Source organism: Paracoccus sp. M683 (assembly GCF_007096355.1).
Classification (GTDB): Bacteria; Pseudomonadota; Alphaproteobacteria; order Rhodobacterales; family Rhodobacteraceae; genus Paracoccus.
Map to the genome: position 1 here is coordinate 247059 of NZ_VKDF01000002.1, position 25318 is coordinate 272376.

At 63.6% G+C, this 25318-nt stretch carries 23 protein-coding genes; 14 read left to right on the forward strand and 9 right to left on the reverse strand.

Going from position 1 to position 25318, the window contains the following annotated elements:
• Positions 1-27: 27 nt before the first annotated feature.
• A complete protein-coding gene (locus FNJ84_RS04415; protein ID WP_143791794.1) occupies positions 28-1674 on the reverse strand; it encodes a DUF2125 domain-containing protein in 1647 nt (548 codons plus the stop codon).
• A 75-nt stretch (positions 1675-1749) separates the two neighbouring features.
• On the opposite strand from FNJ84_RS04415, the gene FNJ84_RS04420 reads away from it, so the two are divergent.
• Positions 1750-2364, forward strand: coding sequence for an enoyl-CoA hydratase/isomerase family protein (locus FNJ84_RS04420; protein WP_255471036.1), 615 nt, complete (start codon positions 1750-1752; stop codon positions 2362-2364).
• On the opposite strand, the gene FNJ84_RS04425 is transcribed toward FNJ84_RS04420, so the two are convergent.
• Positions 2355-2696, reverse strand: coding sequence for a DUF2853 family protein (locus tag FNJ84_RS04425; protein ID WP_143791796.1), 342 nt, complete (start codon positions 2694-2696; stop codon positions 2355-2357). The genes FNJ84_RS04420 and FNJ84_RS04425 overlap by 10 nt on opposite strands.
• A 199-nt stretch (positions 2697-2895) precedes the next feature.
• Between FNJ84_RS04425 and FNJ84_RS04430 the strand changes: the two genes are divergently transcribed.
• From FNJ84_RS04430 to FNJ84_RS04440, 3 genes are all read left to right on the forward strand, one after another.
• Complete coding sequence (locus FNJ84_RS04430) at positions 2896-3819, forward strand: ROK family protein (RefSeq protein ID WP_143791797.1); 924 nt, start codon at positions 2896-2898, stop codon at positions 3817-3819.
• A gap of 96 nt (positions 3820-3915) precedes the next feature.
• Positions 3916-5772, forward strand: coding sequence for an autotransporter assembly complex family protein (locus tag FNJ84_RS04435; protein ID WP_143791798.1), 1857 nt, complete (start codon positions 3916-3918; stop codon positions 5770-5772).
• Positions 5772-10562, forward strand: coding sequence for a translocation/assembly module TamB domain-containing protein (locus FNJ84_RS04440; protein WP_143791799.1), 4791 nt, complete (start codon positions 5772-5774; stop codon positions 10560-10562). The genes FNJ84_RS04435 and FNJ84_RS04440 overlap by 1 nt, the downstream gene beginning before the upstream one ends.
• Before the next feature lie 68 nt (positions 10563-10630).
• On the opposite strand, the gene FNJ84_RS04445 is transcribed toward FNJ84_RS04440, so the two are convergent.
• On the reverse strand, positions 10631-12229 hold the full coding sequence (locus FNJ84_RS04445) for a PAS domain-containing protein (RefSeq protein ID WP_143791800.1): 1599 nt from the start codon (positions 12227-12229) through the stop codon (positions 10631-10633).
• Positions 12230-12278: 49 nt separating this feature from the next.
• Positions 12279-13646 carry an ActS/PrrB/RegB family redox-sensitive histidine kinase gene (locus FNJ84_RS04450; protein ID WP_143791801.1) on the reverse strand — a complete coding sequence of 456 codons (1368 nt, stop codon included), beginning with the start codon at positions 13644-13646 and terminating at the stop codon, positions 12279-12281.
• Positions 13647-13721: 75 nt separating this feature from the next.
• On the opposite strand from FNJ84_RS04450, the gene FNJ84_RS04455 reads away from it, so the two are divergent.
• From FNJ84_RS04455 to FNJ84_RS04465, 3 genes are all read left to right on the forward strand, one after another.
• Positions 13722-14354 carry an SCO family protein gene (locus FNJ84_RS04455; protein WP_143791802.1) on the forward strand — a complete coding sequence of 211 codons (633 nt, stop codon included), beginning with the start codon at positions 13722-13724 and terminating at the stop codon, positions 14352-14354.
• Between the two features lie 28 nt (positions 14355-14382).
• Complete coding sequence (locus tag FNJ84_RS04460) at positions 14383-14934, forward strand: ActR/PrrA/RegA family redox response regulator transcription factor (RefSeq protein WP_143791883.1); 552 nt, start codon at positions 14383-14385, stop codon at positions 14932-14934.
• A gap of 112 nt (positions 14935-15046) precedes the next feature.
• Positions 15047-15322, forward strand: a complete 276-nt coding sequence (locus FNJ84_RS04465) for an H-NS family nucleoid-associated regulatory protein (RefSeq protein ID WP_255471037.1) — start codon at positions 15047-15049, stop codon at positions 15320-15322.
• Positions 15323-15368: 46 nt separating this feature from the next.
• Here the strand turns inward: FNJ84_RS04465 and FNJ84_RS04470 are convergent, their stop codons facing one another.
• The 3 genes from FNJ84_RS04470 to FNJ84_RS04480 form a co-directional block, all read right to left on the reverse strand.
• Positions 15369-15992, reverse strand: a complete 624-nt coding sequence (locus FNJ84_RS04470; RefSeq protein WP_143791804.1) for a YfbR-like 5'-deoxynucleotidase — start codon at positions 15990-15992, stop codon at positions 15369-15371.
• Between the two features lie 20 nt (positions 15993-16012).
• Positions 16013-16552: a protein-export chaperone SecB gene (gene secB, locus FNJ84_RS04475; RefSeq protein ID WP_143791805.1), complete on the reverse strand. Its 540-nt coding sequence runs from the start codon at positions 16550-16552 to the stop codon at positions 16013-16015.
• 81 nt (positions 16553-16633) lie between these two features.
• Positions 16634-17143 (reverse strand): FxsA family protein, encoded by a 510-nt coding sequence (locus FNJ84_RS04480; RefSeq protein ID WP_143791806.1) that lies wholly within the window; start codon positions 17141-17143, stop codon positions 16634-16636.
• 112 nt (positions 17144-17255) lie between these two features.
• Between FNJ84_RS04480 and FNJ84_RS04485 the strand changes: the two genes are divergently transcribed.
• The 4 genes from FNJ84_RS04485 to FNJ84_RS04500 all read left to right on the forward strand — a co-directional run bounded on the left by FNJ84_RS04485 (position 17256) and on the right by FNJ84_RS04500 (position 22488).
• Positions 17256-17912 (forward strand): Tim44/TimA family putative adaptor protein, encoded by a 657-nt coding sequence (locus FNJ84_RS04485; protein WP_143791807.1) that lies wholly within the window; start codon positions 17256-17258, stop codon positions 17910-17912.
• Entirely contained in the window at positions 17912-18505 is a 594-nt protein-coding gene (locus FNJ84_RS04490; RefSeq protein ID WP_143791808.1) for a Smr/MutS family protein, read from the forward strand. The genes FNJ84_RS04485 and FNJ84_RS04490 overlap by 1 nt, the downstream gene beginning before the upstream one ends.
• A 132-nt stretch (positions 18506-18637) precedes the next feature.
• Positions 18638-19822 (forward strand): aminotransferase class I/II-fold pyridoxal phosphate-dependent enzyme, encoded by a 1185-nt coding sequence (locus FNJ84_RS04495; protein ID WP_143791809.1) that lies wholly within the window; start codon positions 18638-18640, stop codon positions 19820-19822.
• A 17-nt stretch (positions 19823-19839) separates the two neighbouring features.
• Complete coding sequence (locus FNJ84_RS04500; RefSeq protein WP_143791810.1) at positions 19840-22488, forward strand: DNA translocase FtsK; 2649 nt, start codon at positions 19840-19842, stop codon at positions 22486-22488.
• 407 nt (positions 22489-22895) lie between these two features.
• Here FNJ84_RS04500 and FNJ84_RS21915 read toward each other — a convergent pair whose 3' ends face one another.
• Positions 22896-23075, reverse strand: coding sequence for a hypothetical protein (locus FNJ84_RS21915; RefSeq protein ID WP_185968423.1), 180 nt, complete (start codon positions 23073-23075; stop codon positions 22896-22898).
• Between FNJ84_RS21915 and FNJ84_RS22585 the strand changes: the two genes are divergently transcribed.
• The 3 genes from FNJ84_RS22585 to FNJ84_RS04515 all read left to right on the forward strand — a co-directional run bounded on the left by FNJ84_RS22585 (position 23048) and on the right by FNJ84_RS04515 (position 24367).
• Complete coding sequence (locus FNJ84_RS22585) at positions 23048-23263, forward strand: DUF2188 domain-containing protein (protein WP_185968415.1); 216 nt, start codon at positions 23048-23050, stop codon at positions 23261-23263. The two genes, FNJ84_RS21915 and FNJ84_RS22585, sit on opposite strands and share 28 nt — an antisense overlap.
• A complete protein-coding gene (locus FNJ84_RS04510) occupies positions 23260-23469 on the forward strand; it encodes a hypothetical protein (protein ID WP_143791811.1) in 210 nt (69 codons plus the stop codon). Before FNJ84_RS22585 ends, FNJ84_RS04510 begins: the two co-directional genes overlap by 4 nt.
• Before the next feature lie 214 nt (positions 23470-23683).
• Positions 23684-24367 carry a DUF2268 domain-containing putative Zn-dependent protease gene (locus FNJ84_RS04515; protein ID WP_143791812.1) on the forward strand — a complete coding sequence of 228 codons (684 nt, stop codon included), beginning with the start codon at positions 23684-23686 and terminating at the stop codon, positions 24365-24367.
• Positions 24368-24430: 63 nt separating this feature from the next.
• On the opposite strand, the gene FNJ84_RS04520 is transcribed toward FNJ84_RS04515, so the two are convergent.
• A complete protein-coding gene (locus FNJ84_RS04520) occupies positions 24431-25309 on the reverse strand; it encodes a carbohydrate ABC transporter permease (RefSeq protein WP_143791813.1) in 879 nt (292 codons plus the stop codon).
• Between the last annotated feature and the right edge of the window lie 9 nt (positions 25310-25318).

Sequence of the window (25318 nt, forward strand, 5' to 3'; positions counted from 1 at the left end):
CCCGGCCCGCCTGAGGTGCCGGCAGGCTTACTTCACCTGCTGGCCGTTGGCGAAGACGCTGCCGTCTTCCTTGAACTCCAACCGCGTGGTCAGCTTGTTGGGGTCGTCTTCGGCCGGGCGCAGGAACATGGTCAGCATCATCCGTGCGGCCATCATCTGATCCTGCGGGACCAGCCCCATCGCGCCCAGCTTGTCCAGCAGCGCGTTGACGCCCAGGAACTCGCCGTCGATCTGACCGACGGGCGCCACTGTGATCGAACCGCCCTCGGGTGCAGCCAGCTCGCCCGAGACCTTGGCATCGGCGCCGACGGCCTTCAGCGACACGTCGTTGATGGTGATCTTCAGCACTTCGGGCGGCTGCGGCATGTCGGGCATGCCGGTTTCTGTGCCATCATCGGCCGGCATCGCATCGCTGGCAGCCGCGTCGGCATCAGAGTCCGCGTCCTCTGCCGGCATGGCCGAGCTTCCAGCCATCGGTGCGCTTGCAGGGGGCGTTTCGGCGGCGGCGAACAGCGATTCCGGCAGGGTCATTTCGCCGGTCAGGTCGATGTTCAGATCGGCCGGGTCACGCGGCAATTGGCTGGTCGGATCGAACAGCCCCCACAGCTCGTCATTGATTGTCAGCCCCTTTATCGCCGTCATGACGCGGAAGGGCGCAGGCGTGTCGGATTGCATGACCGGCATCGCGAAATCGAAGCTGCCCGAGGACAGCACATAGCGGATCGGGAAGGGCAGCGTGCTGACCGTGACCTCGTTTTCGCTGCCTTCCATCGAGCCGGCATAGTTAAGGCCCTCATCGCTCATCGAAAAGCGCAGAGTGCCCGGACCGGACGAGAAAGTGCCGTTGCCGGTGCTTGCCGTGCCTTCCAGATCGGTTCCGGCGAACTCGAATGTTCCGGCGCTGTCGGCATATGTCAGGTCGAACTGGAATTGCGCGCCGTTTTTCAGCGCCTCTTCCATCTGGGTGTTCATGTCATAGCTGCCGGAGGCCATCACCATCTTGCCGGTAACGTCCAGCCCGTTCATCGCATAACCGCCCGAGAACGTGCCCGCGCCGCTTTCCGCCGTCTCGGGCAGATCGCCGCTGATATCAATCTTCAGCGCACCCAGCTTGCCATCAAAGGCGGTTTCACGCGCGCCATCGGCGCCCTGCTGGGTCGATCGCTGCGTTCCGGTCAGCCCGTCCATCGCCATGGTCAGCGGGATCACGACCGCGTTATCCTCGCCGCTGGGCAGCTGCGCGGAAAAGACGGCGCTGTCGGCCTTGTATTCGTGGGTCAGGTCATCGACCGAACCCGAACTGACGGTCTCGTTTCCCGGCACCGACAGGGTAAAGGGGATCACGACGGGCTGGTCGTCCAGCGTGGTATCAGTGATTTCGCCCGTAATATCGCCGTCGATCGACCAGCGCACGGCACCGTCGCCGGTCTGGTTCATCACCACCTTGGGCAGGGTGATGGTCAGCGCGGATGTGTCGGATTCATTCGCAAAGACTGCATCGGTGATGGTCAGCGTATCGCCGGCCTCTTCGCGATTGCCTTCGGTCACGGTCATGCCGGTTGCGGCATTTTCAGCAATCAGCTGCTCCCAGACCTCGGCCGGGGTGATTTCTGACAGCGCGGGCGCGGCCAGTGCGGCCAGCGCGATGGAAGAGGTTGCAAGCGTGCGGAACATACCGGATACCTTTCAATGTCGTCGAGCTTGCGCGGAATGTGGCACAGGCGGGCAGTTTGCGAAAGGGACGTTCCGGTGATCAGCGCATTTCAGCAGGACGGGATCGAGGTTCTGCGGATCGAGCGGCCGGAAAAGGCGAACTCGCTGACCGGTGCCATGCTGGCGCGGCTGACCGAGGAATTCGACCGCATCGCCCAGGGCCAGTCCAACGCGGTGATCCTGACGGCTGCGGGCAGGGTGTTCTCGGCGGGCGCCGATCTGGACGAGGCGCAGGCGGGGCTGACGACCTCGCCCGAATGGGAAAGGCTGTCTGCGCGGATCGCCACCATGCCTTGCCTGACCATCGCGGCGCTGAACGGCACGCTGGCCGGGGGTGCCTTTGGCATGGTGCTGGCCTGCGATCTGCGGGTCGCGGTGCCGGGGGCCGAGTTCTTCTATCCGGTGATGAAGCGCGGTTTTCTGCCGCAGCCAGGCGATGCGCGGCGGATGACCGTGCTGATCGGGCCGGCGCGGGCCAAGATGATCCTGATGGCGGGGGCCCGGATCGACGCCGCGCAGGCGCAGTCCTGGGGGCTGGTCGACCGCATCGCCACCGATCCGGTGGCGGCGGCGCGGGAACTGGCCGCCGACTGCGTCGGGGCCAGCACTGATCACGTCATGGCGATCAAAGGGCTGATCTATCAGCCATAGACCGACTGCTTCCCGAAATGGGTGGTCAGCATGTAATAGACGACAGGGCGATACTTGTTGCGGTTCGAGCGGCCGTATTTCTCGATGACGCCGTCGATCGCCTCCATCAGTTTGGGGCTGTCCGGCAGGCCCAGCTTCTTGATCAGAAAGCTGTCTTTCACGCGCTCCAGCTCGGCCTTGTCGCTGCCCGAGACGGTTTCGGAATCGGCATTATAGATCGAAGGGCCGCAGCCGATCGTAACCTTGGTCAGCAGATCCATGTCGGGCGTGATCCCGATCTTGTCCTTCAGATCGGCCGCGTATTTGGCGATCAGATCGTCGCGTTTACTCATTGAATTTCCCCTGTTGGTCATTGTTGACAGCATGAGCTTACCGGCCCATCGGCAAATATCAATCATTCTGACCGTTGCCACGCTATCATCGGGCCGGTCGCTCTGGTGCCACAGGGCCGCAGATTCTTAGTGCTGCACCCTCGCCAGCGCCGCGGCAGTCTAGTATGGGGGCGCTAACAGCCCCGGAGGAGGTGAACCCATGGCGACCTTGCTGGCAGATGTAGGCGGGACCAATGCGCGTCTGGCGCTGGCGCGCAACGGCGTGATCGACGAACAGACCGTTACCCGGTTTCGCGGCGATGACTTCACCAGCTTTGACGATGTGGTTCGCCAGTTCCTTCAGGAACAGGACGAGCCTCGCATCACGGCTCTCTGCATCGCCGTGGCGGGGCCGGTTTCGGGTGGCGTTGCCCGGCTGACCAATCGCGACTGGGATTTTTCCGAAGACCGTCTGGCGCGTCTGACCGATGCCGATCAGGTGCGGCTGATCAACGATCTGACCGCGCTTGGCTATGCCACGCCCTCGCTGTCGGGCGACGGGCTGTCGCTGCTGCGCGAGGCGCCGGCCGACCGGCATCGCAACGGGCAGGCGCTGGTGGTCGGCGCCGGCACGGGGTTCAACGTCTGCGCCGTCAAGGTTCTCAGCGGCGGGCGCATCACCTGTCTTGAGGCCGAGGAAGGCCATACCTATCTGCCCGCGATCATCATGGACCGGCTGAAGGCTGAACTGGGCGCCAAGGCGGATCAGTTCTTTTCGGTCGAGGAAACCTTTGCCGGGCGCGGCCTGTCCCGGTTGCACGCCCTGCGCACCGGTGCTGAACCGGTCCGCAGCGAACACATAGCCGAGGCCGCAGCAAAGGGCGACCCGCAGGCCGATGCCACCTATCGGCTGTTTGCCGAACTGTTCGGGCTGATGTGTCGCGAACTGGCGCTGCGATTCATGCCGATGGACGGCATGTTCCTGGCCGGCAGCGTCGGTCGCAGCCTGTCGGACCGGCTGGAACTGCTGGTCCCGGCCTTCCTGTCGGACGAGCAGATGCGCCAGATCCCCGAGAACGTGCCGCTGCTGCTGATCCGCGACGACATGGCGGCGTTGCATGGTTGCCTCGCTGCGCTGGATTGAACTGTGTTAACCGGCCAATTGCCAATCTTTGCTGGAATTTAGGGCTTCAACCTGCAAAAACTGTCCCAAAAGGGCAGAAACGGGCAGGTTGGTGACATGGGGCTTCTTCGGGCAGCATTGATCGCGTCATGCGCATTGTCCGCGCCTGCCTTGGTGCTGGCGCAATCGTCATCGCCCTTTTCGGGCCTGTTTGGCGGAGGCAGCGAATCTGACGGCCCGGTCAAGCTGGATATCAACGTTGCCGGCGACAATGATGCGCTGGCCCGGCAGGTGCGCAATACGTCGCTGATCTCGGCAGCGCTGTCGGAAGGGCGCAATACCGGCCAGGACGTGCTGGCCGCCGCGCGGGCCGATTACGCGCGCATCCTCGGGCTGATGTATGACGAAGGCTATTATTCGGCCATCGTCAACATCACCCTGGACGGTGCCGAGGCGGCCGAGATCGCACCGCTGGATGCCCCGGCCACGATAACCAATGCGGTGGTTACGCTGGATCCCGGCCCGCGTTTCACCTTTTCGCGCGCGGCCATCGACCCGGTCGCCCCGGAAACCGAACTTCCCGACGGCTATGCCGTGGGCGAGACGGGCGGCACGGGCACGATCAAATCGGCGGCGTTGGCGGGTGTCGATGGCTGGCGCAATTACGGCCATGCCAAGGCTGATGTCGGCGGCCAGAACATCGTCGCCGACCACAACCAGAACACCATCGACAGCCAGATCGCCCTTGAGCCGGGACCCGTCGTTACCTTTGGCAAGCTGAACATCACCGGATATGACCGGATGGATCCGCGCCGGCTGCGCAAGATCGCCGGCTTCCCCGAAGGCACCCGCTATGATCCCGAGGAAATCGAGGATGTCCGCAAGCGCCTGCGTCGCAGCGGCGTGTTTTCCGCGATCACACTGGAAGAATCCGCTGTGCTTGGCCCTGACGGCAGCATGGATGTCAACCTGACCGTCGTGGAACAGAAGCCGCGTCGGATCGGGGCCGGGTTCGAGATTTCGAACAATGACGGGGCGATGGTCTCGGCCTATTGGATGCATCGCAACCTGCTGGGGGGTGGCGAAAGGCTGCGGATCGACGGCGAAGTCTCGGATATCAGCTCGGACACCAGCGGGCTGGACGGCGAGTTCACCTTGCGTCTGGACCGGCCGGCCACCATCACGGCCGACACGACCGCCTATTTCGAGACCACGGCCGCGCGCATGCGTGAAGAGGATTACGATTCCGACAGCGGCACCGTGGCCTTTGGTCTGAACCATATCTTCAGCGACCGGCTGACCGCCGATATCGCGATTCTTTATGGCAAGTCGCGCGTCACCGATGCCAATGGTGAAAGCGATTATGAAGTTGTCGCCCTGCCGATGAATGTCGAATGGGACATGCGCGACGAACCGACCGACGCCAAGCGTGGCTATTGGCTGTCCGCAGATCTGGTGCCTTTTGCCGGCTTGCAGGATACCGGCAGCGGCGCGCATGTTCTGGGCGAGGGGCGGGCCTATTACTCGTTTGGCGAGGATGACCGCTTTACCCTGGCCGGCAGGGCGCGACTGGGATCGGTCATCGGCCCCGATATCGAGGAAACCCCGCGCGAGTTCCTGTTCTATTCGGGTGGCGGCGGTTCGGTCCGGGGGCAGCCCTATGAATCGCTGGGTGTCGAGGTGATCCAGGGCCCTGACGGTCCGATCCGCACCGGCGGCATGAGCCTTGCGAATGCGACGGCGGAACTGCGCTATCAGGTCCGGGAACGCATCGGGCTGGTTGCCTTTGCTGATTTCGGCCAGGTCTGGACCGAGGGCAGCTTTCAGGGCGACAGCGGCAATCACGCCGGGGCCGGCGTCGGCGTCCGCTACAAGACGCCGATCGGCCCGTTGCGCTTTGACATTGCCGGTCCGGTTTCGGGCGAAACGGGCAATGGCGTGCAGGTATATCTTGGGCTGGGGCAGGCGTTCTGATGCGGAAAATCCTTCTTCTTCTGGCGCTGATCGTGCTGCTGCCCCTGGCGCAGGCCAAAGCGCAGGACAGTGCCGCCGAGATTTCCGACCAGGTCGAGGACGACAAGGGCTTTATCACCCGTTTGCTGGAAGAAAACCTGTCCGGCGCCGGCCGGCAGGTCATCATCGACGGTTTTCGCGGGGCGCTGTCCTCGCGCGCGACCTTTGATCAGATCACCATCGCCGATGCCGAGGGCACCTGGCTGACCCTGCGCGATGGCGCGATCCACTGGAACCGCACGGCGCTGCTGCGCGGCCGGATCGAGATCGCGGAACTGTCGGCGGCCGAAATCCTGCTGCCGCGGCTGCCCTCGACAGGCGAGGAACGCACCGCCGAGGCCAAACCCTTTGCCCTGCCGCAATTGCCGGTCTCGATCAGCATCGAGCAGATTCTGGCCGAACGGGTCGAGCTGGGCGAGCCGGTGATCGGCATGCCGGCCTCGTTGAAGGTTGGCGGGACGATGCAGCTTGCCGGCGGCGAGGGCACTGCGAACCTGACCATCGACCGGCTGGATGGGCCGCGTGGTCATTTCACGCTGGATGCGGGCTATGCCAATGACACCACGGTGCTGAAGCTGGATCTGCGTCTGGACGAGGATGCCGATGGGTTGCTGGTCAATCTGGTCGATCTTTATGGCAAGCCCTCGGTCAAGGCCGAGATCGCGGGCGAGGGGCCGTTGTCGGATTTCACGGCCAACATTCAGTTGGCCACCGACGGTCAGCCCCGTGTCACCGGCCGCGCCAGCGCCACGGCACAGGCGGCCGAGGATGGTGCGCCGGGCACCGCATTCCGGCTGGAACTGGGCGGCGATGTGGCCAGCCTGCTGCCGCCCGACAACCGTGCCTTCTTTGGCACGAATACGCAGCTGCTGGCCGAGGGCTGGCGTGGCGAGGATGGGCGGATGCAGCTGCCCGTTCTGATGATCGACACGGATGCGCTGAACGTGTCCGGCTCGCTGGCGACGAATGAAAACGGCGCCCCCCAATCGGCGGTGCTGCTGATGACGCTTGGCGCCGATGCCGGGGCGACAGAGGTGCCGGTTCTGCTGCCCTTTGGCGGTGGCGGATTGCGGGTGAACGATGGCCGGCTGGAACTGCAATATGACGCCGCAGAGGGCGATGGCTGGACCCTGACCGGCCGCGTCGGCCAGCTGGACCAGCAGGGCATGCGCATCGGCGCGCTGGAACTGGACGGTGGCGGCACGGTGCGTTTGGAAGATGATCGGCTGGCCGGGATTGACGGCAGCATCAGCTTTGGCGGGCGAGACATCGCCTTTGACGATGCCGCGCTGACGCAGGCGATCGGCGAGGCGATCACCGGTCGGACCGAGTTCGAGTTCACCCCCGGCGAGGCGCTGCAACTGTCCGGCCTGACCGTGGATGGCGCCGATTACGGGCTTGCCGGTCAGCTGCTGATCGAGGGGCTAAGCACCGGCATCACTGCCTCGGGGGATGTGGCGGCGCGTTATGACGATCTGTCGCGGCTGTCGCTGCTGGCCGGGCGCAATATGGCGGGCCGGGCGCAGGTGGCTGTTTCGGGCAGCTATGTCGTGCTGAGCCGCGCGTTCGACGCGAATTTGCGGGTGACCGGCAATGACATTTCCGTCGATCAGGACCAGCTTGACCGGCTGCTTTCGGGGGAATCCCGCATCTCGGTCAAGGCCAGCCGCGATGAAACCGGCATCACCCTGTCCGAGCTTCTGGTCAACGCACAGCGTCTGACCGCCAGCGCCGAGGGTTTCGTCAACAGCAATTCCAGCGATCTCAAGGCCTATATCTCGATGCCATCGCTGTCCGAGGCGGATGCCGAGCTTGGCGGCTCGCTGGAGGCGCAGGCGTTTCTGTCCGGCCCATCCGGCGCGCGGCGGCTGACCGTCAGCGGCGAGGCGCAGGACCTGAAAACCGGCGTTGCCGAACTGGACGGCGCCTTGCAGGGCAAGACCAACCTGACGGTGATCGCGGGCGAACAGGATGGCGGCTATGTGATCGAGCAGTTCCAGATTGCAAACCCGCAGATCAACGCCTCGGGCGAAGGCAATCTGGTGCCGGGCCAGATGGATGCCAAGGCGCAGGTCGAAGTGCCTGACCTGTCGGTGCTGGGGCGCGGCTGGTCGGGTGGCGTGACCGCCGATGCGACGATCCACGAACAGGATGGCATCCGCTTTCTGGACGTGACCGGACGGGGCAGCGATCTGAGGCTGGGTCAGGAAAATGTCGATGACGCGCTGACCGGCGTGACCAACCTGACGCTGCGCGCCGAACAACAGGGCGAGCTGTTCACCATTCGCGACATGCAGCTGCAAAACGACCAGATGCAGGCCAGCGCGCAGGGCGTCTATGGCCCCGGCCAAAGCGATTTGACGGCTGATCTGTCGATTGCCTCGCTTGCCGCCTTTGGTCAGGGCTGGCGTGGCTCGTTGCAGGCGCAGGGCCGCTTTCAGGATCAGGCCGACGGATCGCGGATGCTGGATGTGACCGGCCTGGGGCGTGATCTGTCGCTTGGTCAGAATCAGGTCGATGGCGCGCTGACGGGCGAAACCCGGCTGGCCGTCCGGGGCACCGAGCGCGATGGCGTCTTTACCATCGAGCAGGCGCAGATCCTGAACGAACAGGCCGAGATTACCGCGCAGGGCGTGATCGGCGGTGACGAAACCAATGTCAGCGGTCATGTCGACCTGAAACGGCTTGCGGCGCTTGGGGCCGGCTTGCAAGGCAGCCTGGTCGCCGATGGCAGCGCCGTCGCGGGCAGCGATGGCACCATCAGCATTGACGTGACCGGCACCGGGCAGGATCTGGCGATGGGCCAACAGGATCTGGATGCAGCGCTGTCGGGGCCAACCGCGATCAGCCTGCGCGGCGCCTGGCGTCAAGGCGTGTTCACCATCGAGGACGCCCGGATCGACAATGCCAATCTTGACGCGACGGCCTCGGGTCAGGTGGGCACGGGCGCGACTGATCTGACAGCCAGCCTGGCGGCGGGCGATCTGCGGTTCCTGGGGCGCGGCATTTCGGGCGGGGTTAATCTGACCGGGCGGGTCGTCGATCAGGGCGGCGCGCGGCAGATCACGGCCAATGGCACGATCAACGGGCTGGCGATCGGCCAGCCTCGGGTGGATCCGCTGCTGTCCGGGCAGACGACGCTGGATCTGTCAGCAACGCAGCGCGGCAGCGATCTGACGGTTCAGCGGCTGGTGGCCCGCAACGGGCAGCTGAACGTGACCGCAGATGGCAGCCTGCAATCCGGCATCAACCTTGCCGTCACGCTGAACAACCTGGCGCTGGTGCAGCCCGGTTTCGCCGGGCCGGCAACGGTCACCGGCTCGATCCGGCAGCCTCAGGCCGGCGGCAATTACGTCGTCGATCTGGCAGCCACCGCACCGGGCGGGACACGGGCGCAGGTCTCGGGTTCGGCTGCGGGCGACTTCTCGACTACGGATCTGCGCATCTCGGGCGTCAGCGATGCCGCGCTGGCCAATCCGCTGATCCGCACCCGCAGCATCGAGGGGCCAATCAGCTTTGACATCACCATGCAGGGGCCGCCGGGGCTGAACGCGATTTCGGGCAATATTTCGCTGAACGGTGGCCGCGTGTCCGAGCCGCGCATGGGCCTGACCCTTCAGGCGCTGAACGTCACCGCGAATCTTCAGAACGGGCTGATCAATATTGACGGCAGCGGCGATGTCGAGGCCGGTGGCAATATCCGCGTCAGCGGCCCGGTCGATCTGCGTGCCGGCACGCTGGATGTCGGCATCAATCTGAACGGCGTGGTGCTGCGCGACCCGAATCTGTATGAAACCACCGTTTCGGGCGATCTGCGCATCGCTGGCGTGCAGGCAGGCGGCCCGCTGATTTCCGGCCGGATCGTGATCTCCGAGGCCGAGCTGCGCATTCCTTCGACGGGTCTTGGCGGTGCAAAGGCAATTCCCGACATCGAACATGTGGGCGACAGCCGCGCGGTCCGCGCGACCCGTGCCAAGGCCGGGCTAGAGGCCTTTCCCAGCCTCGCCTCACAGGATGCGGGGATGCAGGGGCCGGCCGCGACGCCGCCCGCCAATCCGCCACGGCTTGATCTGGTGCTGGACGCGCCGAACCAGGTCTTTATTCGCGGGCGTGGTGTCGATGCTGAAATGGGCGGCCGCATCCAGCTGACCGGCACCACCCGCAATGTCGTGCCCATCGGCACGCTGGAACTGATCCGCGGCCGTGTCGATCTGCTGGGCAAGCGATTTGTGCTTAGCGAGGGGCTGGTCGAGATGCAGGGCAGTCTTGTGCCGGTCATCCGGCTGGTTGCAGAAACCTCGCAAGACGGCATCACCACCCGCATCATCATCGACGGCGAGGCCCAGGACCCCGAGATCACCTTTGAATCCTCGCCTGAAATGCCCGAGGAAGAGGTTCTGTCGCAGCTTCTGTTCGGTCGCGGGCTGGACAATATCAGCCCGTTGCAGGCGGCCCAGCTGGCCAATGCCGTCGCCGTTCTGGCCGGCCGGGCTGGCGAGGGGATCATCGGAAATCTGCGCAACCAGGTCGGTCTGGACGATCTGGATCTGGCCACGGATGACGAGGGCAATGTTCAGGTCAGGGCCGGCAAGTATCTGACCGACAACGTCTATACCGATGTTGCCGTGGGCGATGACGGCAAGACGCAGCTGAACCTGAACCTCGACATTTCGGAAACGCTGCGGGCGCGTGGCTCGGTTGGCAGCGACGGTGACAGCACCGTTGGCGTCTATTTCGAGCGTGATTATTGACCGGCTATCCGGCCTGAACGGGCCGTCTGCCCGCCGTCCGGCAACGGCCATCCCGATGGTTCGCGCCGTCAGGCGCCGACGGCTTTTTGATTGTGTGGCTGCCGGCCACCCTTATCGGTCGGTCGTGCGGGATCGGCCGTCTCGGTCTCTGGCATCCGAAAGCGGACCAGCTGGCGGCCGCCTGACAGGGCCCTGACGGACCATGACAGCATACCGCCAGCCGGGGCCGCGACCGCACCATTGCTGCGGCTTGCGTCATCCCGACCGGACAGGCGGTCACAAAGCGCGGTGAAGCCGGCCCCGGCCGCGACCTGTCCCCGCCAATCCTCGATCGCGTCGGTCACCGACCCGCTTTTGCCACCCCAAAGCTCCTCATAGGCCTTGTTGCACAGCAGGAATTGCCCATTCGCGCCAAACACCACCAGCGCATCGTCAATTCCGTCCAGCACCAGCGCGCCCAGATTCAGGTCGGCCCTGAATTTGCGCGTCAACGAGATTTCAGAGGTGATGTCTTCCAGCAGAAAGGCGACAGCGCCATCGGGATGGGGCCTGCCGGTAACCCGATAGGTCTGGCCGCCCGGCAGTGACCATGTCTCGACATGCCGGCCGGTTGCTGCGGCGCTTTCCAGATTGTTCATCTGCTGGCGCCAGCTGCGGTAATCTTTGGGCTCGGGCACCATCCGGGCATCGCGCAGCTTGTCGAGAAAGTCGAACAGCGTCGGACGGGCGATCAGGAAGCCGGCGGAAAGCCCGGTCAGGTCGATCAGCGCCGGATTGAACAGTTGCAGGTTCCGGTCACGGTCGAAAATGGCCAGCCCGGTCGGCAGATCCGCAAAGGTTTTCGTCAGGGTCTGCACGAATTCGCGCAGGCCACGTTCGGCCCGGACGGCGGCATCGGCGGGCAGGGCAAAGAACATCGTCTGATTGCCCGAGCGATGCGCATGGCAGTCGAACCACAGCACCGAACCGCGCGATTCCAGCTGCGCCCGGCGCGACAGGCGCGAGGTGCCACCGGGCAGGCTGGGCAGATCCAGCAGACGCGGCAAGGGCCAGCTCAGCTCGCCCTCGGCAATTTCATCCGCGCGGGTCAGATAGGCGGCGTTGGCCCAGGTGACGTTGCCCTGACCGTCCTGCCGCCAGGCCAGCATCGGTGTATGGTTCATCGAGCTTCGCAGCAGCTCCAGCTCTTGTTCCATGGCCAGCAGGGTCAGGGAATCAACCATGATGCCTGCGTTTTCCGCCATAGGGTCGTTGATCGTGACCCGGACGGTGTTTGCAGAAATATCCTCGATCACCAGCCGCATGGCCGCAACGCCGCTGCCGGTTTCACCCGCCACCTCGATTCGGCCCTGTGCCGGCAGGTCGGGCAAGCGCTGCGGCAGGTCGGGGAAATGCCGTTCAAGCCAGGCAGTCAGGCGTATCAGGTCAAGCGCCTCGTCACTGATCGCGCCCATCAGGTTTTTCGCAGGTCCGGTCGCATCGACCAGATTATTCCCGCGAAACAAGAAGATAATCGGCTCTGGCCCCGCGATCAGCTGTGCCTGGGCCCTGAATGACGTCAGCCCGGAATTGCGCCGATCCAGCCACCTGATCGCAAGCAGCGCCAGGATCACGGAAATTGTGCCGGCCGGAAGGGCCACCAACAGGATTGTCAGGCTATGGGTCATTCAGGCCGCAATAAGAAACGAACTCACATAATTGCTACGCTATTCAAACTTAAGATTTGGTTAAAGACTCCATGTCCAGACCGCTTTGGCTGGGGTTTTTTCCAAGTGGGCGCCGGGAATTGGCGGCGATACGGTCCAACGGCCATGAAACCCGGACAACCGCGCCCGGCCCGCCATTGGAAAAGTCCAATGCCGCGCCCGAACGTTCCAACAGCGTCTTGGCGATGAACAGGCCCAGACCCATGCCTTCATATCCTGGCCGCTGCGCCTGGTTGCGGCGGGGTGTTGGATAGGGATCACCCAAACGCGCCAGCAGTGCCGGCGGATAGCCCGGCCCGTCATCACTGATCGTGATTGTCAGAGTGTTGCGGTCGGTCATCGCCTCGATCAGCACCCGCTGGCGGGCAAAGTCGACGGCATTCTGGATCAGGTTGCGAAGCGCGTGGATCACGCCCGGATCACGGCGAATATCGGGGCCCTCGGCGGTGATCAGAACCTGTGGACCGCGACTGGCGTGCAGGCCGGCGGCCTCTTCCAGAACCACGTGCAGGGGGGCGCTGTGCAGCAGAAGATCATCCTTGCCGGCCTGGCCCATGGCGCGCAGGATCTGGCCACATCGGTCCGCGGAACGTCGCAGCTCGGCCAGATCGCCGCCAAGGTCGGGGCGGTCGGCCAGTTCGTCCGCCAGTTCGCCCGCGATCAGCTTGATCGTGGCCAGCGGCGTGCCCAGCTCATGCGCGGTCGCCGCGACCACGCCGCCCAGATGCTGAAGCCGCTGCTCCCGTGCCAGCGCCATCTGGGTCGAGAACAGCGCGCTGGAGGTCGCCGACAGTTCTGCCGTCACACGATGGGAATAGGCCGCGAAAAACACCACACCGATGATGATCGCGACCCAATGACCAAGCGCCAGCAGCGGGCGAATGTCCAGCAACCGTCCATCGGCCATGCGCAGCGGCAGGGCGAACCAGAAGGCGAAGGACACCAGCAGGATCGTGGCGGCGCCAATCGCGGCCGTCTGGCGCTTGGGCAGCGCCGTTGCGGCAATGGTCACCGGCGCAAGCACCAGCAGCGCGAAAGGATTGGCCGGCCCCCCTGTCAGCCACAGCAGCAGTGCGATTTGCAGCATGTCAAAGCCCAGCTGCGCAGCCGCCCGATCATAGGACACGCGCAGCGCCGGCCCGACCAGCAGCCAGATGTTCAGCAACGCTGACGCCCCGATCAACGCCAATGCCGGCCAGATCGCAAAGCGCAGCCCGATCGACCAGGCCACGATCACCGCCGCCATCTGCCCGCCGATCGCCGCCCAACGCAGCATGACCAGCGTGCGCAAGCGTATCGGCTCTGCCCGGTCGGGGCCAGCGGGCCGCCCCGACGCATCGTAATCTCGCGAGATCGGCAATTCCGCCCCATATTCCATAATACAGCGCCTTGATAACCGCCGCAGGATAGGCGATCAATGCGGGCATTTTGAAAGCGAGAGGATGATGGCGCGATGAAAATCGACCGGAAAGTGCTTATTGCAGGAACAGCGGTGGCGGTTCTCGCGTTGGTCGCTGGTGGCTGGTGGATGTCGCGCGTTGATGCGGAAAACGCCTTCGCCCAGTGCCAGAAATCCGTCGTTTCCGGCGGGATGGAGATGTTCGGCGCCGAATTTACCCTGACCAATGGCACCGGGCAGCGGGTGACGGACAAGGACGTGTTTACTAAACCATCGCTTTTGTATTTCGGTTATACCTTCTGCCCCGATGTCTGCCCGATGGACAGTGCGCGAAATGCCGATGCCGCTGCGCTTCTGAAAGATCGCGGACTGGATGTGCAGACCGTTTTCATTACCGTCGACCCCGCGCGTGATACATCAGATGTTGTCGATGGTTTTACGCGGCAATTCTCGGATGAGATGATTGGCCTGACAGGCACCCAGCAAGAGGTGGACGCTGTTTCAAAGGGATGGCGCAATTACTACAAGCTGCAAAATCAGGAAGATAAGGAATATTATCTCGTAGACCATATGACCAACACTTATCTGGTATTGCCTGAAAACGGCACGGTCGAGTTCTTTGGGCGCGATGTATCCCCCGAGGAAATGGCAGACCGGACAGGCTGTTTCGTCGAGGCGGCGGCTTAGGCCGGCCCCGGCAAGGAGCGATGTCGTGATGGACGATCTGCGGGAAAAGATTGGCGATGATCCATCGCTGCTATTGGTTGACGATGATGAGAATTTCGTCAATCGACTGGCCCGAGCCATGGAAAAGCGGGGTTTCCGACCGACCAGCACGCGCAGCGTAGCCGAGGCGATGCAGGCGATCAGGGTCTCGCCCCCCGCATATGCCGTTATTGATTTACGCCTTGATGACGGCAGCGGGTTGGATGTTGTCGAAGCCCTGCGTGAGGCCCGCGAAGATTCGCGGATTATTGTTCTTACCGGATATGGGGCAATCGCCACGGCTGTCGCGGCGGTGAAAATGGGCGCGACCGACTATCTTTCAAAACCGGCTGACGCAACGGAAGTTACTGCCGCATTGCTTTCTGTCGGCGAAGTTTTGCCGCCGCCGCCGCAGAACCCGATGTCGGCGGACAGGGTAAGATGGGAACATATTCAGCGCGTTTACGAACAATGTGATCGGAATATAAGCGAAACCGCCCGCAGGCTTCACATGCATCGCCGGACGCTTCAGCGGATTCTTGCCAAAAGAGAACCCCGATAAATAAGATATGAAGCTAAAGAGACTTATGTTACGTTGAATATATGGTGGGTGGAATAAGAATAGAATGGACGACGAAATGACCATAAACTTCGATAAGATGACCCTGAAAGAGATGAGAGATCTTCAGGGCAAGCTCGACAGGGCGATCAATTCCTATGAGGATCGCAAACGTCGCGAGGCAATCGCCGCGGTCGAGACGATGGCGCGCGAACACGGGTTCAGCCTGAATGAACTGACCGGCGGCAAGACCCGTCGGGCGGGAACCGTGCCGCCGAAATACTCGAACCCGGCGGATCCGACGATGACCTGGACCGGCCGTGGCCGCAAGCCGCGTTGGGTGCAAGAAAGCCTTGAGCGTGGAAAGTCCTTGGACGATCTGCTGATCTGAAAGGCTTGGCGGGCTGCGTTGTCAGGACCGACGTAGCCCTTGCCTTTCACCTTTTCACGCAATCCAGCGCCGAAATCAGCTGGGCGTGGCGTGCAAGCATGTCGCCGCGGACCTGTGATGGTGGCCGAGGTTCTATCGTCAGGCTGGCAAAGCTGCTGTCTGGCAGTGGCTTGAACTGTCGGTTTGCCTCGGATTCCGAAAATCCGGCGATTTGAACGGCTTCCAGCCAGGCAGAGATTCGGTCGGCGCGCTTGATCAGGTGTTTGATCGGTGCAGGCAGAACGGCAGGCAGGCCGAACCGTCGATGAATTGCCTCGGCAAGCAGGGCATCCATTTTTCCGTATTCCTGCCCCAGGGCAGATTTCACCGGCGAAATCATGTCGCCGATGACATATTCGGGCGCGTCATGGAGCAGCGCGGCCAATTGCCAGCGCGGCTCGGGCTGAGGCGCCAGTTTCGTGAAGATCTGTTCCACCAGCAACGAATGTTCGGCCACGGAATAGGGCCAATCGCCGCGCGTCTGGCCATTCCAGCGTGCGACGAAGGCAAGCCCATGGGCGATGTCCTCGATCTCGATATCGACCGGCGTGGGATCCAGCAGATCCAGCCGGCGGCCCGACAGCATCCGCTGCCAGGCGCGCTTGGGCGATGATCCGGTGCGGGGCGGCATGGGCCGTTCGCCTGCCGCGATCAGGACAGTTTCTGACCTTCGGTCTGTTGCTGCTGGGCTTGCGCCTGCGCGCGGCGGGTCAGTTCCTGGCGGTAAAGGGCGACGAAATCCACCGGTTCCATGTTGAACGGCGGGAAACCACCATCGCGCGTCACGTCCGAGATGATGCGGCGCACAAAGGGGAACATCATGCGCGGGCATTCGATCATCAGGAACGGATGCAGCTGATCCTCGGGGACGCCTTCGATATTGAACACCCCGCCATAGTCCAACTCGGCCAGAAACAGCGGCTGCTTGTCCGACCCGTTAACCGAGGTGACCTTGAACTTGGACAGAACCTCATACTGGTTGTCGGCCCCGCGCTTGCGTGCGTCCAGGCTGACCTGAACACTGATCTCGGGCTGAACCTCGCCCGAGGGCGCGCCTTTTTGCGCCACGATGTTTTCAAAGGACAGGTCGCGGATGAACTGCGCCAGGATCTGCATTTTCACCGGCTGCTGTGCGGCGGCCTGCGGCTGCTGCGTGGCGGCGGTGCCGTTATTCGTGGTTTCGTCGGCCATGACTGTGGCTCCTCATCATCAAGAACGCGGCGGATCGGCGATCCGGTCTGGCCGGGTTTCTAGCAGCAGGACCGGCCGGCCTCAATGCTGCGTCCAGCCGGGCGGCGGACGATTCGTGTTCCGCGGCGGCGCGGGGCTGTCGGAATCGTCCGGCTCGACCACATATTCGGCGTCGATCACGCCATCGTCATAGGGCGGGCGATGCGGATCACGCGGGCGGTGTGCACCGATCCCGACATGGGTGACCTGCACCCGCTTGCCCAGCTGCCGCAGCACCAGATTGCGGATCCCGGGAATCAGCAGAAGCAACCCCATCGTATCGGTGAAGAAACCCGGTGTCAGCAGCAGCATGCCCGCAAAGATGATCATCACCCCATGCGCTATTGGCTGCGAGGGGTCGCGCAGCTCGGCCGCGCTGCGTTGCAATTCGGCCCATGCCCGGCTGCCCTGGCTGCGCATCAGCGTCGTCCCGATCACGGCGCTAAGAAGAACCAGCCCCAGTGTCGGCCACAGCCCGATCAATCCGCCGACCTGAATGAACAGGCCGATCTCGATCAGCGGGATGGCGATGAACAACACGAAAAGCCACATGGCATGCTCCTTTACCGGACGACGGAAACTGGACTTGCCGGCACCCACAACCTACATAATGTCACAAGCCGCCGTAACCAACCGGCCTGTCCGAGAATTGAGGTCGTTCATCATGTCCAACTCGCTGATCCAGCTGCTTGTGCTTGCCGGGATCGCCATTTTCCTGATCCTGCGGCTAAAGAATGTGCTGGGCTCGCGCGATGGCTACGAGCCACCCAAGGTCGAGGCGCCGCGTGAAGGCCCTCGCCGGTTCGAGGTGATCGAGGGCACCGCCGATCAGGTTGATCACGACATCAACGACCATGCCGAATCCGGCAGCCCGGCTGCTCTGGCGCTGGCGCAGATGAAGCGGGCCGAGCCTGATTTTGGCGTTGGCGATTTCCTGTCGGGTGCCAAGGGCGCGTATGAGATGATCCTGATGGCGTTTGAACGCGGCGATCTGTCCGATGTGCGGCCGTTCCTGGGCGATCAGGTTGCCGAGGCCTTCCAGTCGGTCATCGACCATCGCAGCCAGCAGGGCCAGACGGTCGAGGCGCAGTTCCTGGGCACCCGTGAAACCGCGCTTGCCGGCGCGACCTTCGACACGGGCACGGGGGAGGCTGAAATCTCGGTCCGTTTCGTGGGCGAGCTGATTGCTGCGACCCGCGATGCGCAGGGCGAGGTGGTCGAGGGCGACCCCAAGGCGCCGCGCAAGCAGCGTGATGTCTGGACTTTTGCGCGCCGGATGGGTCAGGACGATCCGAACTGGCAGTTGATCGCGACCGGCTGATGGGCCGCAAGCGTGGGCTAAGCACCGAGGACCAGGACCTGTGGTCCCGCGTCGCGCGCACCGCGGTGCCGCTGCATCCCGCGCTGAAAAGGCCCACGGCTTCTATGGCGCCGCGCCCTGCCCCCGATCCGGCGCCGCTGGCTGATCAGCGGTTTCAGCCGACAACCTTCCGGCTTGGCCAGACAGCGAAACCTGTTGCCGGCAGCGGCCCGGCCTCGTTCCCCGCTTCGCCGGCAGAGCGTCTGGCCCAGCACCCGCTGCGAATGGATCACAAGACCCACCGCCGCATGCGGCAGGGCAAGCTGCGCCCCGAGGCGCGGCTGGATCTGCATGGCATGACGCTTGCCACGGCTCATCCCGAACTGATCGCCTTTGTGCTGTCGGCCCATGCGGCGGGCAAGCGCCTGGTGCTGATCATCACCGGAAAGGGGCGGGGCGATCATGGCCCGCTGCCCACGCGGCCCGGCGCGCTGCGCCACCAGGTGCCCATCTGGCTGCACCACCAGCCGCTTGCGGGGCTGGTCCAGCAGGTCACTGCCGCCCATCTGCGCCACGGTGGCGAGGGTGCCTATTACGTCTATCTGCGCCGCTAAAGGCCACGCCGGCGCGGCCCGACCAAAAAGCCACAGCCTGCTGGCCGCAGCCGTGCTTTTGCTGGACGCAGGCGGGGCTTCACGCTAATCTGATGAGAATACGGGGCAAAAGACCCCGGAAGAGAGGCAGATATGGCAATACCCGAGCGGTTCTCGAACCTGCCGGATTATGCGTTTCCGCGCCTGCGGAAGCTGTTGTCGGGGATAGAGCCCGGCGGCGAGCCGGTGGTGATGACCATTGGCGAGCCACGCCATGCCATGCCCGGCTTTGTGGCGCAGGTGATGGCCGACCATATCGCGGAATTTGCGAAATACCCCGTAAACGAGGGGACGCCCGGTCTGCTGAGCGCCATCAGCGGTTGGCTGTCCCGCCGCTATGGGCTTGATGTGGCGTCCGATCGGATCATGGCGCTTAATGGCACGCGCGAGGGGCTGTTCAACGCGGCGCTGGCGCTGTGCCCGGAACAGAAAAACGGCCAGCGCCCCGCGATCCTGATGCCGAACCCGTTCTATCAGGTCTATGCGGTCGCGGCGGCTGCCGTGCAGGCTGATCCGATCTATGTGCCGGCGACCGAGGCGACGGGCGATCTGCCCGACTATGCCGCGCTGCCCGCCGATCTGCTGGATCGCACCGCGATTGCCTATATCTGTTCGCCCGCCAATCCGCAGGGCGCGGTGGCCGATCGCGACTATCTTGAACGGCTGATCCTGCTGGCCGAGAAGCATGATTTCCTGATTTTCTCGGACGAATGCTATTCGGAAATCTACCGCGATACCCCTCCGCCCGGCGCGCTTGTTGTTGCGACCGAGATGGGGCAGGCGGATCGGGTGGTCATCTTCAACTCGCTCAGCAAGCGGTCGAACCTGCCGGGGTTGCGTTCCGGCTTTGCCGCTGGCAGCGCCGCCAATATCGCCCAGATCCGCAAGCTGCGCAGTTTCGCCGGGGCGCCCTTGTCCCTGCCCGCGCAGCGCGTCAGCGAGGCCGCCTGGCGGGACGAGGAACATGTCGCCGCAAGCCTGGCGCAATATCAGGAAAAATACGCCATTGCCGACCGGGTGCTGGGCAATGTGCCGGGTTATCGCGGGCCGCAGGGCGGGTTTTTCCTGTGGTTGCCCGTCGAGGATGGCGAGGCAGCGGCGGTCAAGCTGTGGACCGAGGCGGGCATTCAGGTGCTGCCCGGTGCCTATCTGTCGCGTGATGTGGGCGGGCAGAATCCGGGCGCCGGCTTTGTCCGCGTGGCGCTGGTCGGGCCGGCGGATGAAACAGAAACAGCACTGACGCGGCTGAAGGCCGTGATTTATGACAAGAACGAGTGACGGCGAGGGATAAGGGTATGGCAAGCTGGCAGGCGAAACACCGCGATCCGCTGTTCGATCAGACGACGCAGGCGGCACTGGAACGGCGCGGCAAGGAATTGCTGGGCGCGGGGCTTGTGACACTGGGTCTGGTGGTTGCGATGATGCTGGCAAGCTGGTCGGCCGATGATCCCAGCTTCCTGTCGGCGACGGATCAACCGGCCGAGAACCTGCTGGGGACGTTTGGCGCCTATATCGCCTCGCCTCTGATGATGATTGCGGGCTATGGCTCGTGGGGGTTGGTGATTGGTGCGGTCGTTTGGGGGCTGCGGCTGATGCTGCACCGGGGTGAAGACCGGTTCATGCGCGCGATCTTCCTGCCGATCGCCGTGGCGCTGTGGTCGGTCTATGCGACCTCGATGGTGCCGCCGGCGGATTGGGCCCAGAATTACGGCCTTGGCGGTCATTTCGGCGATATGGTGATGGGCGCGATCCTGAATCTGCTGCCCTTCAGCCCCTATGTCGGCATCAAGATCGCCGCATTGCTGGTCGCCGCCGGTGCGCTGGCCTTTTCGGCCTTTGTGCTGGGCTTTGATCAGGACGAGCTGCGGCAGCTGTGGCGGCGTTTCGTCATCGGGCTGGTCACGGCCTATGACATGACGATGCGGCTGGTCGGGCGTGGCGCGGCGGCTTCGGCCCAGGCCGCCCAGAAGATGCGCGACAAGCGCGCGCAGACCCGCCAGGCCGCAGCCAACCGGCCCGAGGATGCCCCGGCCGAGCCGCGCGGCAGACTGTTCGCCCGGCTGCGCGGCCAGCCCGCTGCCGCCGATCCGATGGACGATCTGACCGAGGACTGGCCCGAGCCGGAACTGGTCGACCGCAGCGCCGATTACGATGGCGACGCGCCTTCGGCGGATGAGGTCAGCCACCGCATCACCGATGCCATCCAATCGCGTGGCAGCCGCCCTTCGGTTCTGGCGGCAGTGGCGGCCCGGTTGGCGCGCGAGGATGGCGCCACCCCTGCCCTTCGCGCCGAGCCGCCGGTCGAACCCGCCGAGGCCAGCCCCTTTGGCGCCCATACCCCCCGCGTCGTGGTGCCCCCCAAGGCCAGGCCCGTCGCGCCCTCGCGTCAGGCCCGCGACGAGGCCCAGCCCTCGCTGCGCTTTGACGAGGCTGGCGGCGGCTATGAAAAGCCGCCACTGGCCCTGCTGACCGCCGCCGTCGCCAGCGACCGCCAGCAGCTTAGCCAGGAAGCGTTGCAGGAAAACGCCCGCATGCTGGAAGCCGTGCTGGACGATTATGGCGTCAAGGGCCAGATCACCGAGGTCCGCCCCGGCCCTGTCGTCACCCTGTACGAACTGGAACCTGCGCCGGGTCTGAAGGCCAGCCGCGTGATCGGCCTTGCCGACGACATCGCCCGGTCCATGTCGGCGCTGTCGGCCCGCGTCTCGACCGTTCCCGGTCGCACCGTGATCGGGATCGAGCTGCCCAACCAGCGCCGCGAAAAGGTGGTGCTGCGCGAAATTCTGGCCGCCCGTGCCTTTGGCGATGGCAGCCACCCGCTGCCCCTGGCGCTTGGCAAGGATATTGGCGGCGATCCGGTCGTGGCGAACTTGGCCAAGATGCCCCACCTGCTGATCGCGGGCACCACCGGCTCGGGTAAATCCGTGGCCATCAACACGATGATCCTGTCGCTCTTGTACAAGCTGACCCCGGATGAATGCCGGCTGATCATGATCGACCCCAAGATGCTGGAGCTTTCCGTCTATGACGGCATCCCGCATCTGCTGTCCCCTGTCGTCACCGACCCCAAAAAGGCCGTCGTCGCCCTGAAATGGGTCGTCGGCGAGATGGAGGAGCGTTACCGCCGCATGTCGAAAATGGGCGTGCGCAACATCGAGGGCTATAACGGCCGCGTCCGCGAGGCGCTGTCCAAGAACGAGATGTTCAAGCGCACCGTCCAGACCGGCTTTGACGAGGATACTGGCGAACCCGTTTTCGAGACCGAGGAATTCCAGCCCGAGACCTTCCCCTATATCGTCGTCATCGTCGACGAGATGGCCGACCTGATGATGGTCGCCGGCAAGGAAATCGAGGCTTGTATTCAACGGCTTGCGCAGATGGCACGGGCCTCGGGCATCCACCTGATCATGGCCACGCAGCGGCCTTCGGTCGACGTGATCACCGGCACGATCAAGGCCAACTTCCCGACCCGGATCAGCTTCCAGGTCACGTCAAAGATCGACAGCCGCACCATCCTTGGCGAACAGGGGGCCGAGCAATTGCTGGGCCAGGGCGACATGCTGTATATGGGTTCCGGCAGCCGCGTGACCCGCATCCACGGGCCCTTCGTGTCGGATGAAGAGGTCGAAGAGGTCGTCAACCACCTGAAATCATTCGGCCCGCCCACCTACAAATCCGGCGTGGTCGAAGGCCCCGAGGACGAGGTCGCATCTGATATCGACGCGGTGCTGGGGCTGGGCGGCGATGGCTCGGACGATGCGCTCTACGATCAGGCGGTGATGATCGTGGCGAAGGACCGGAAGTGCTCGACCAGCTATATCCAGCGGAAACTTGCGATTGGGTACAACAAGGCCGCAAGGCTGGTGGAGCAGATGGAGGAGCAAGGGGTGGTCAGCAGCGCGAACCATGTGGGGAAGAGGGAAGTGCTTGTGCCGGAGGTTTGAGCGGGTAACCTCAACACCTCAGCCGACACAGGACCGGCGGTCGATTGCTGGCTGCCGCCAAGGCGACTGAACGACGTAGCTTTATGGCGCCACCACGCGAAGCCGCCGTTCAGCGCTGAACATCGCCAAAGCGGCCGCCGAGGTGCGGTCGATCGCTGGCCCGGCGCGCTGCTCGCTTGATTTCGGGCTGGATTTGTTGAAATCCTTCTGAGCTGTAGTACAACAATCACTATGCGGCTGCACAGCCGGTTCGCTTCTTTGCGCCCGATAGGTTTATCCGCATTTGTATGACTTCTCCAGTGATCCGCCAGGCATCAGAGAGAGTTGATGGTGTGTCGGCCGCTGACGATTTCCCGGTAGGCACGGAGTGCAGCAGCATCCGACAATAGAAGCGTCGGTCCGAGCCGCTATGCTTCCAGCTCATGCTCCGGGTGAAATTCTCGAATACCGCTTGCGTGAAAGGGGTTTTCCGGAGGAAGCCGCAACAGAACATGGGCAACTTCATGCGCGATATCAGATGTTTGCCGTTTTTGGTCATTGAAATCGTTCGCGACAATGAATGCTTCGATACCGTCGTAGCAGACCACTGCCGAGAAGCCGTGTCCCCTTCGCCGCTCCGAAAGTAGTGATCGTTCTGGACAGTCCGGCAATCGACTACGGCCGTAGTATCGCACAAAATCAGGGGTCTGAGCTTCGTATCCAGAATCGCGGCGGACAGTTTCGCGAGGCCTGGAGCCATGGCAACGACCGCATCCACCGAAAGGTTGAGCCATGATGAAGATCAAATACAATGGCCGGACTTTCTTCTCCGGACAGTCGCTCGCAAATGCCATCACACGCGACATGAACCAGTCTATAGGACGCCAGGTGAGACAAGCTGCCGCTGCTTCCAATACCAGCGTTCGAAAGACCACCAAAGATTTCGAGATCAAGGGCGATGCTGCTGATCTAAGTCGGTTCTATGACCGGCTTGGGCGTTGATGGGCCGCAATCACTCCGTTGCTGCCAAAACCTAGGCGCTGTCTGTTTATCCCGGCTGCGCCTGTCACATTTGTGTCGAACCCGCTTCATAGACGACGTCGGCAGAAGATCAGTACCACCCAACGCAACGCCCCCGCTCTCCCTTGCGCAACGGCCCGCCGAGCACCACCGATCCCGCTGGCGCGCCCCTTCCGAACCTGCGAAACTCCGCCCCATGACGATCTGGAACCTCCACCTCCTGAACGCGCGCCACCAGTTGACCCGCGTTCTCTCTGACCTCCGCGCCACGGCGCGGCAGGCCGTGGCGCTGGTCTCGGCCCATGCCGACCTGCCCGATTTCGATCTGGTGATCCGCAGCGGCACCGACATCATCCCCGAATGGGGCATGGGCGGCCACGCCCCCGCCCCTGGCGTGATCGAGGTCACGCTGAATCCCGACCGTTTCGACCCCGTGCCGCTGACCCGCACGCTGGTCCATGAAATGCACCACCTGATCCGGTGGGACGGGCCGGGCTATGGCAAATCCCTGGGCGATGCGCTGGTCAGCGAGGGGCTGGCGGGGCATTTCACCCTGCAAGTGCTGGGCGGCAAGCCCGATCCCTGGGATGCCACGACGCCATCGGCCGGGCTGGCGCGCCGGGCGATGAATGAATGGTCGCGGCTTGGCTATGACCATGCGGAATGGTTCTTCGGCAAGGGCAAGATCCGCAAATGGTCGGGCTATGGGCTTGGTCACCGGCTGATCGCAGAGCACCTCGCCCAGAACGAAGGCGCCGATGCCGTCACCCTGGCCCATGCCCGTGCTGACAGTTTCCGCGAGGCGATGCGCCGGCTGGCCAAGGCGGATGGCGAACCCGAGGAAACCCCGGAACCCGCCACCCCCGCGACCGACAGATGACCGCCTCGCTTTGATCCAAATATCCCGGGGGAATCGCCTGCAAGGCGATGGGGGCAGCGCCCCCTATTCCTTCACCGCGCCGGTCATCGAGGACACATAATAGTCCACGAAAAACGAATACAGGATCACCACCGGCAGCGATCCCAGCAGCGCCCCTGACATCAGTGCGCCCCATTCATAGATATCGCCGCGCACCAGTTCGGTCAGCACACCCACCGGGATGGTCTTGTTCTCGGAACTGGAAATGAAGGTCAGCGCATAGATGAATTCGTTCCAGGACAGCGTGAAGGCGAATATCCCGGCCGAGATCAGCCCCGGCACCGCCAGCGGCAGCACCACCTTGGTCAGGATCTGCCAGCGCGTCGCGCCGTCGACCAGGGCGGATTCCTCCAACTCATAGGGGATTGATCGGAAATAGCCCATCAGCAGCCAGGTGCAGAAGGGGATCAGGAAGGTCGGATAGGTCAGGATCAGTGCCAGCTTGCTGTCAAATATGCCGACCTGAAAGACAATGAAGGCCAGCGGGATGAACAGGATCGACGGCGGCACCAGGTAGGCCAGAAAGATCAGCAATCCGGTGATCCGCGCGCCGGTGAAACGCAGCCGCTCGATCGCATAGGCCGCAAAGACCGAGGCCGCCAGCGAGATGAATGTGGACGCCACCGCCACGATCATCGTGTTCCACAGCCAACCCGGATAGCTGGTCTCGAACAGCAGATATTTCACATGCTCCAGCGTCGCGCCGACCACCCAGAAGGGGCTGTAATTGTCGTAATCGGTCAGCTGGTAATTCGGCTTCACCGCCGTGATCGCCATCCAGTAGAACGGGAACAGCAGCACGAAGACAAAGACCGCCAGCGGCAGATAGACGGTCAGGATGCGGCGGGGCAGGGTCTCGAACTGCTCCATCCCGACGGTGTGGTCTTCGGTGTCCTTGCTCATCACGCGCCT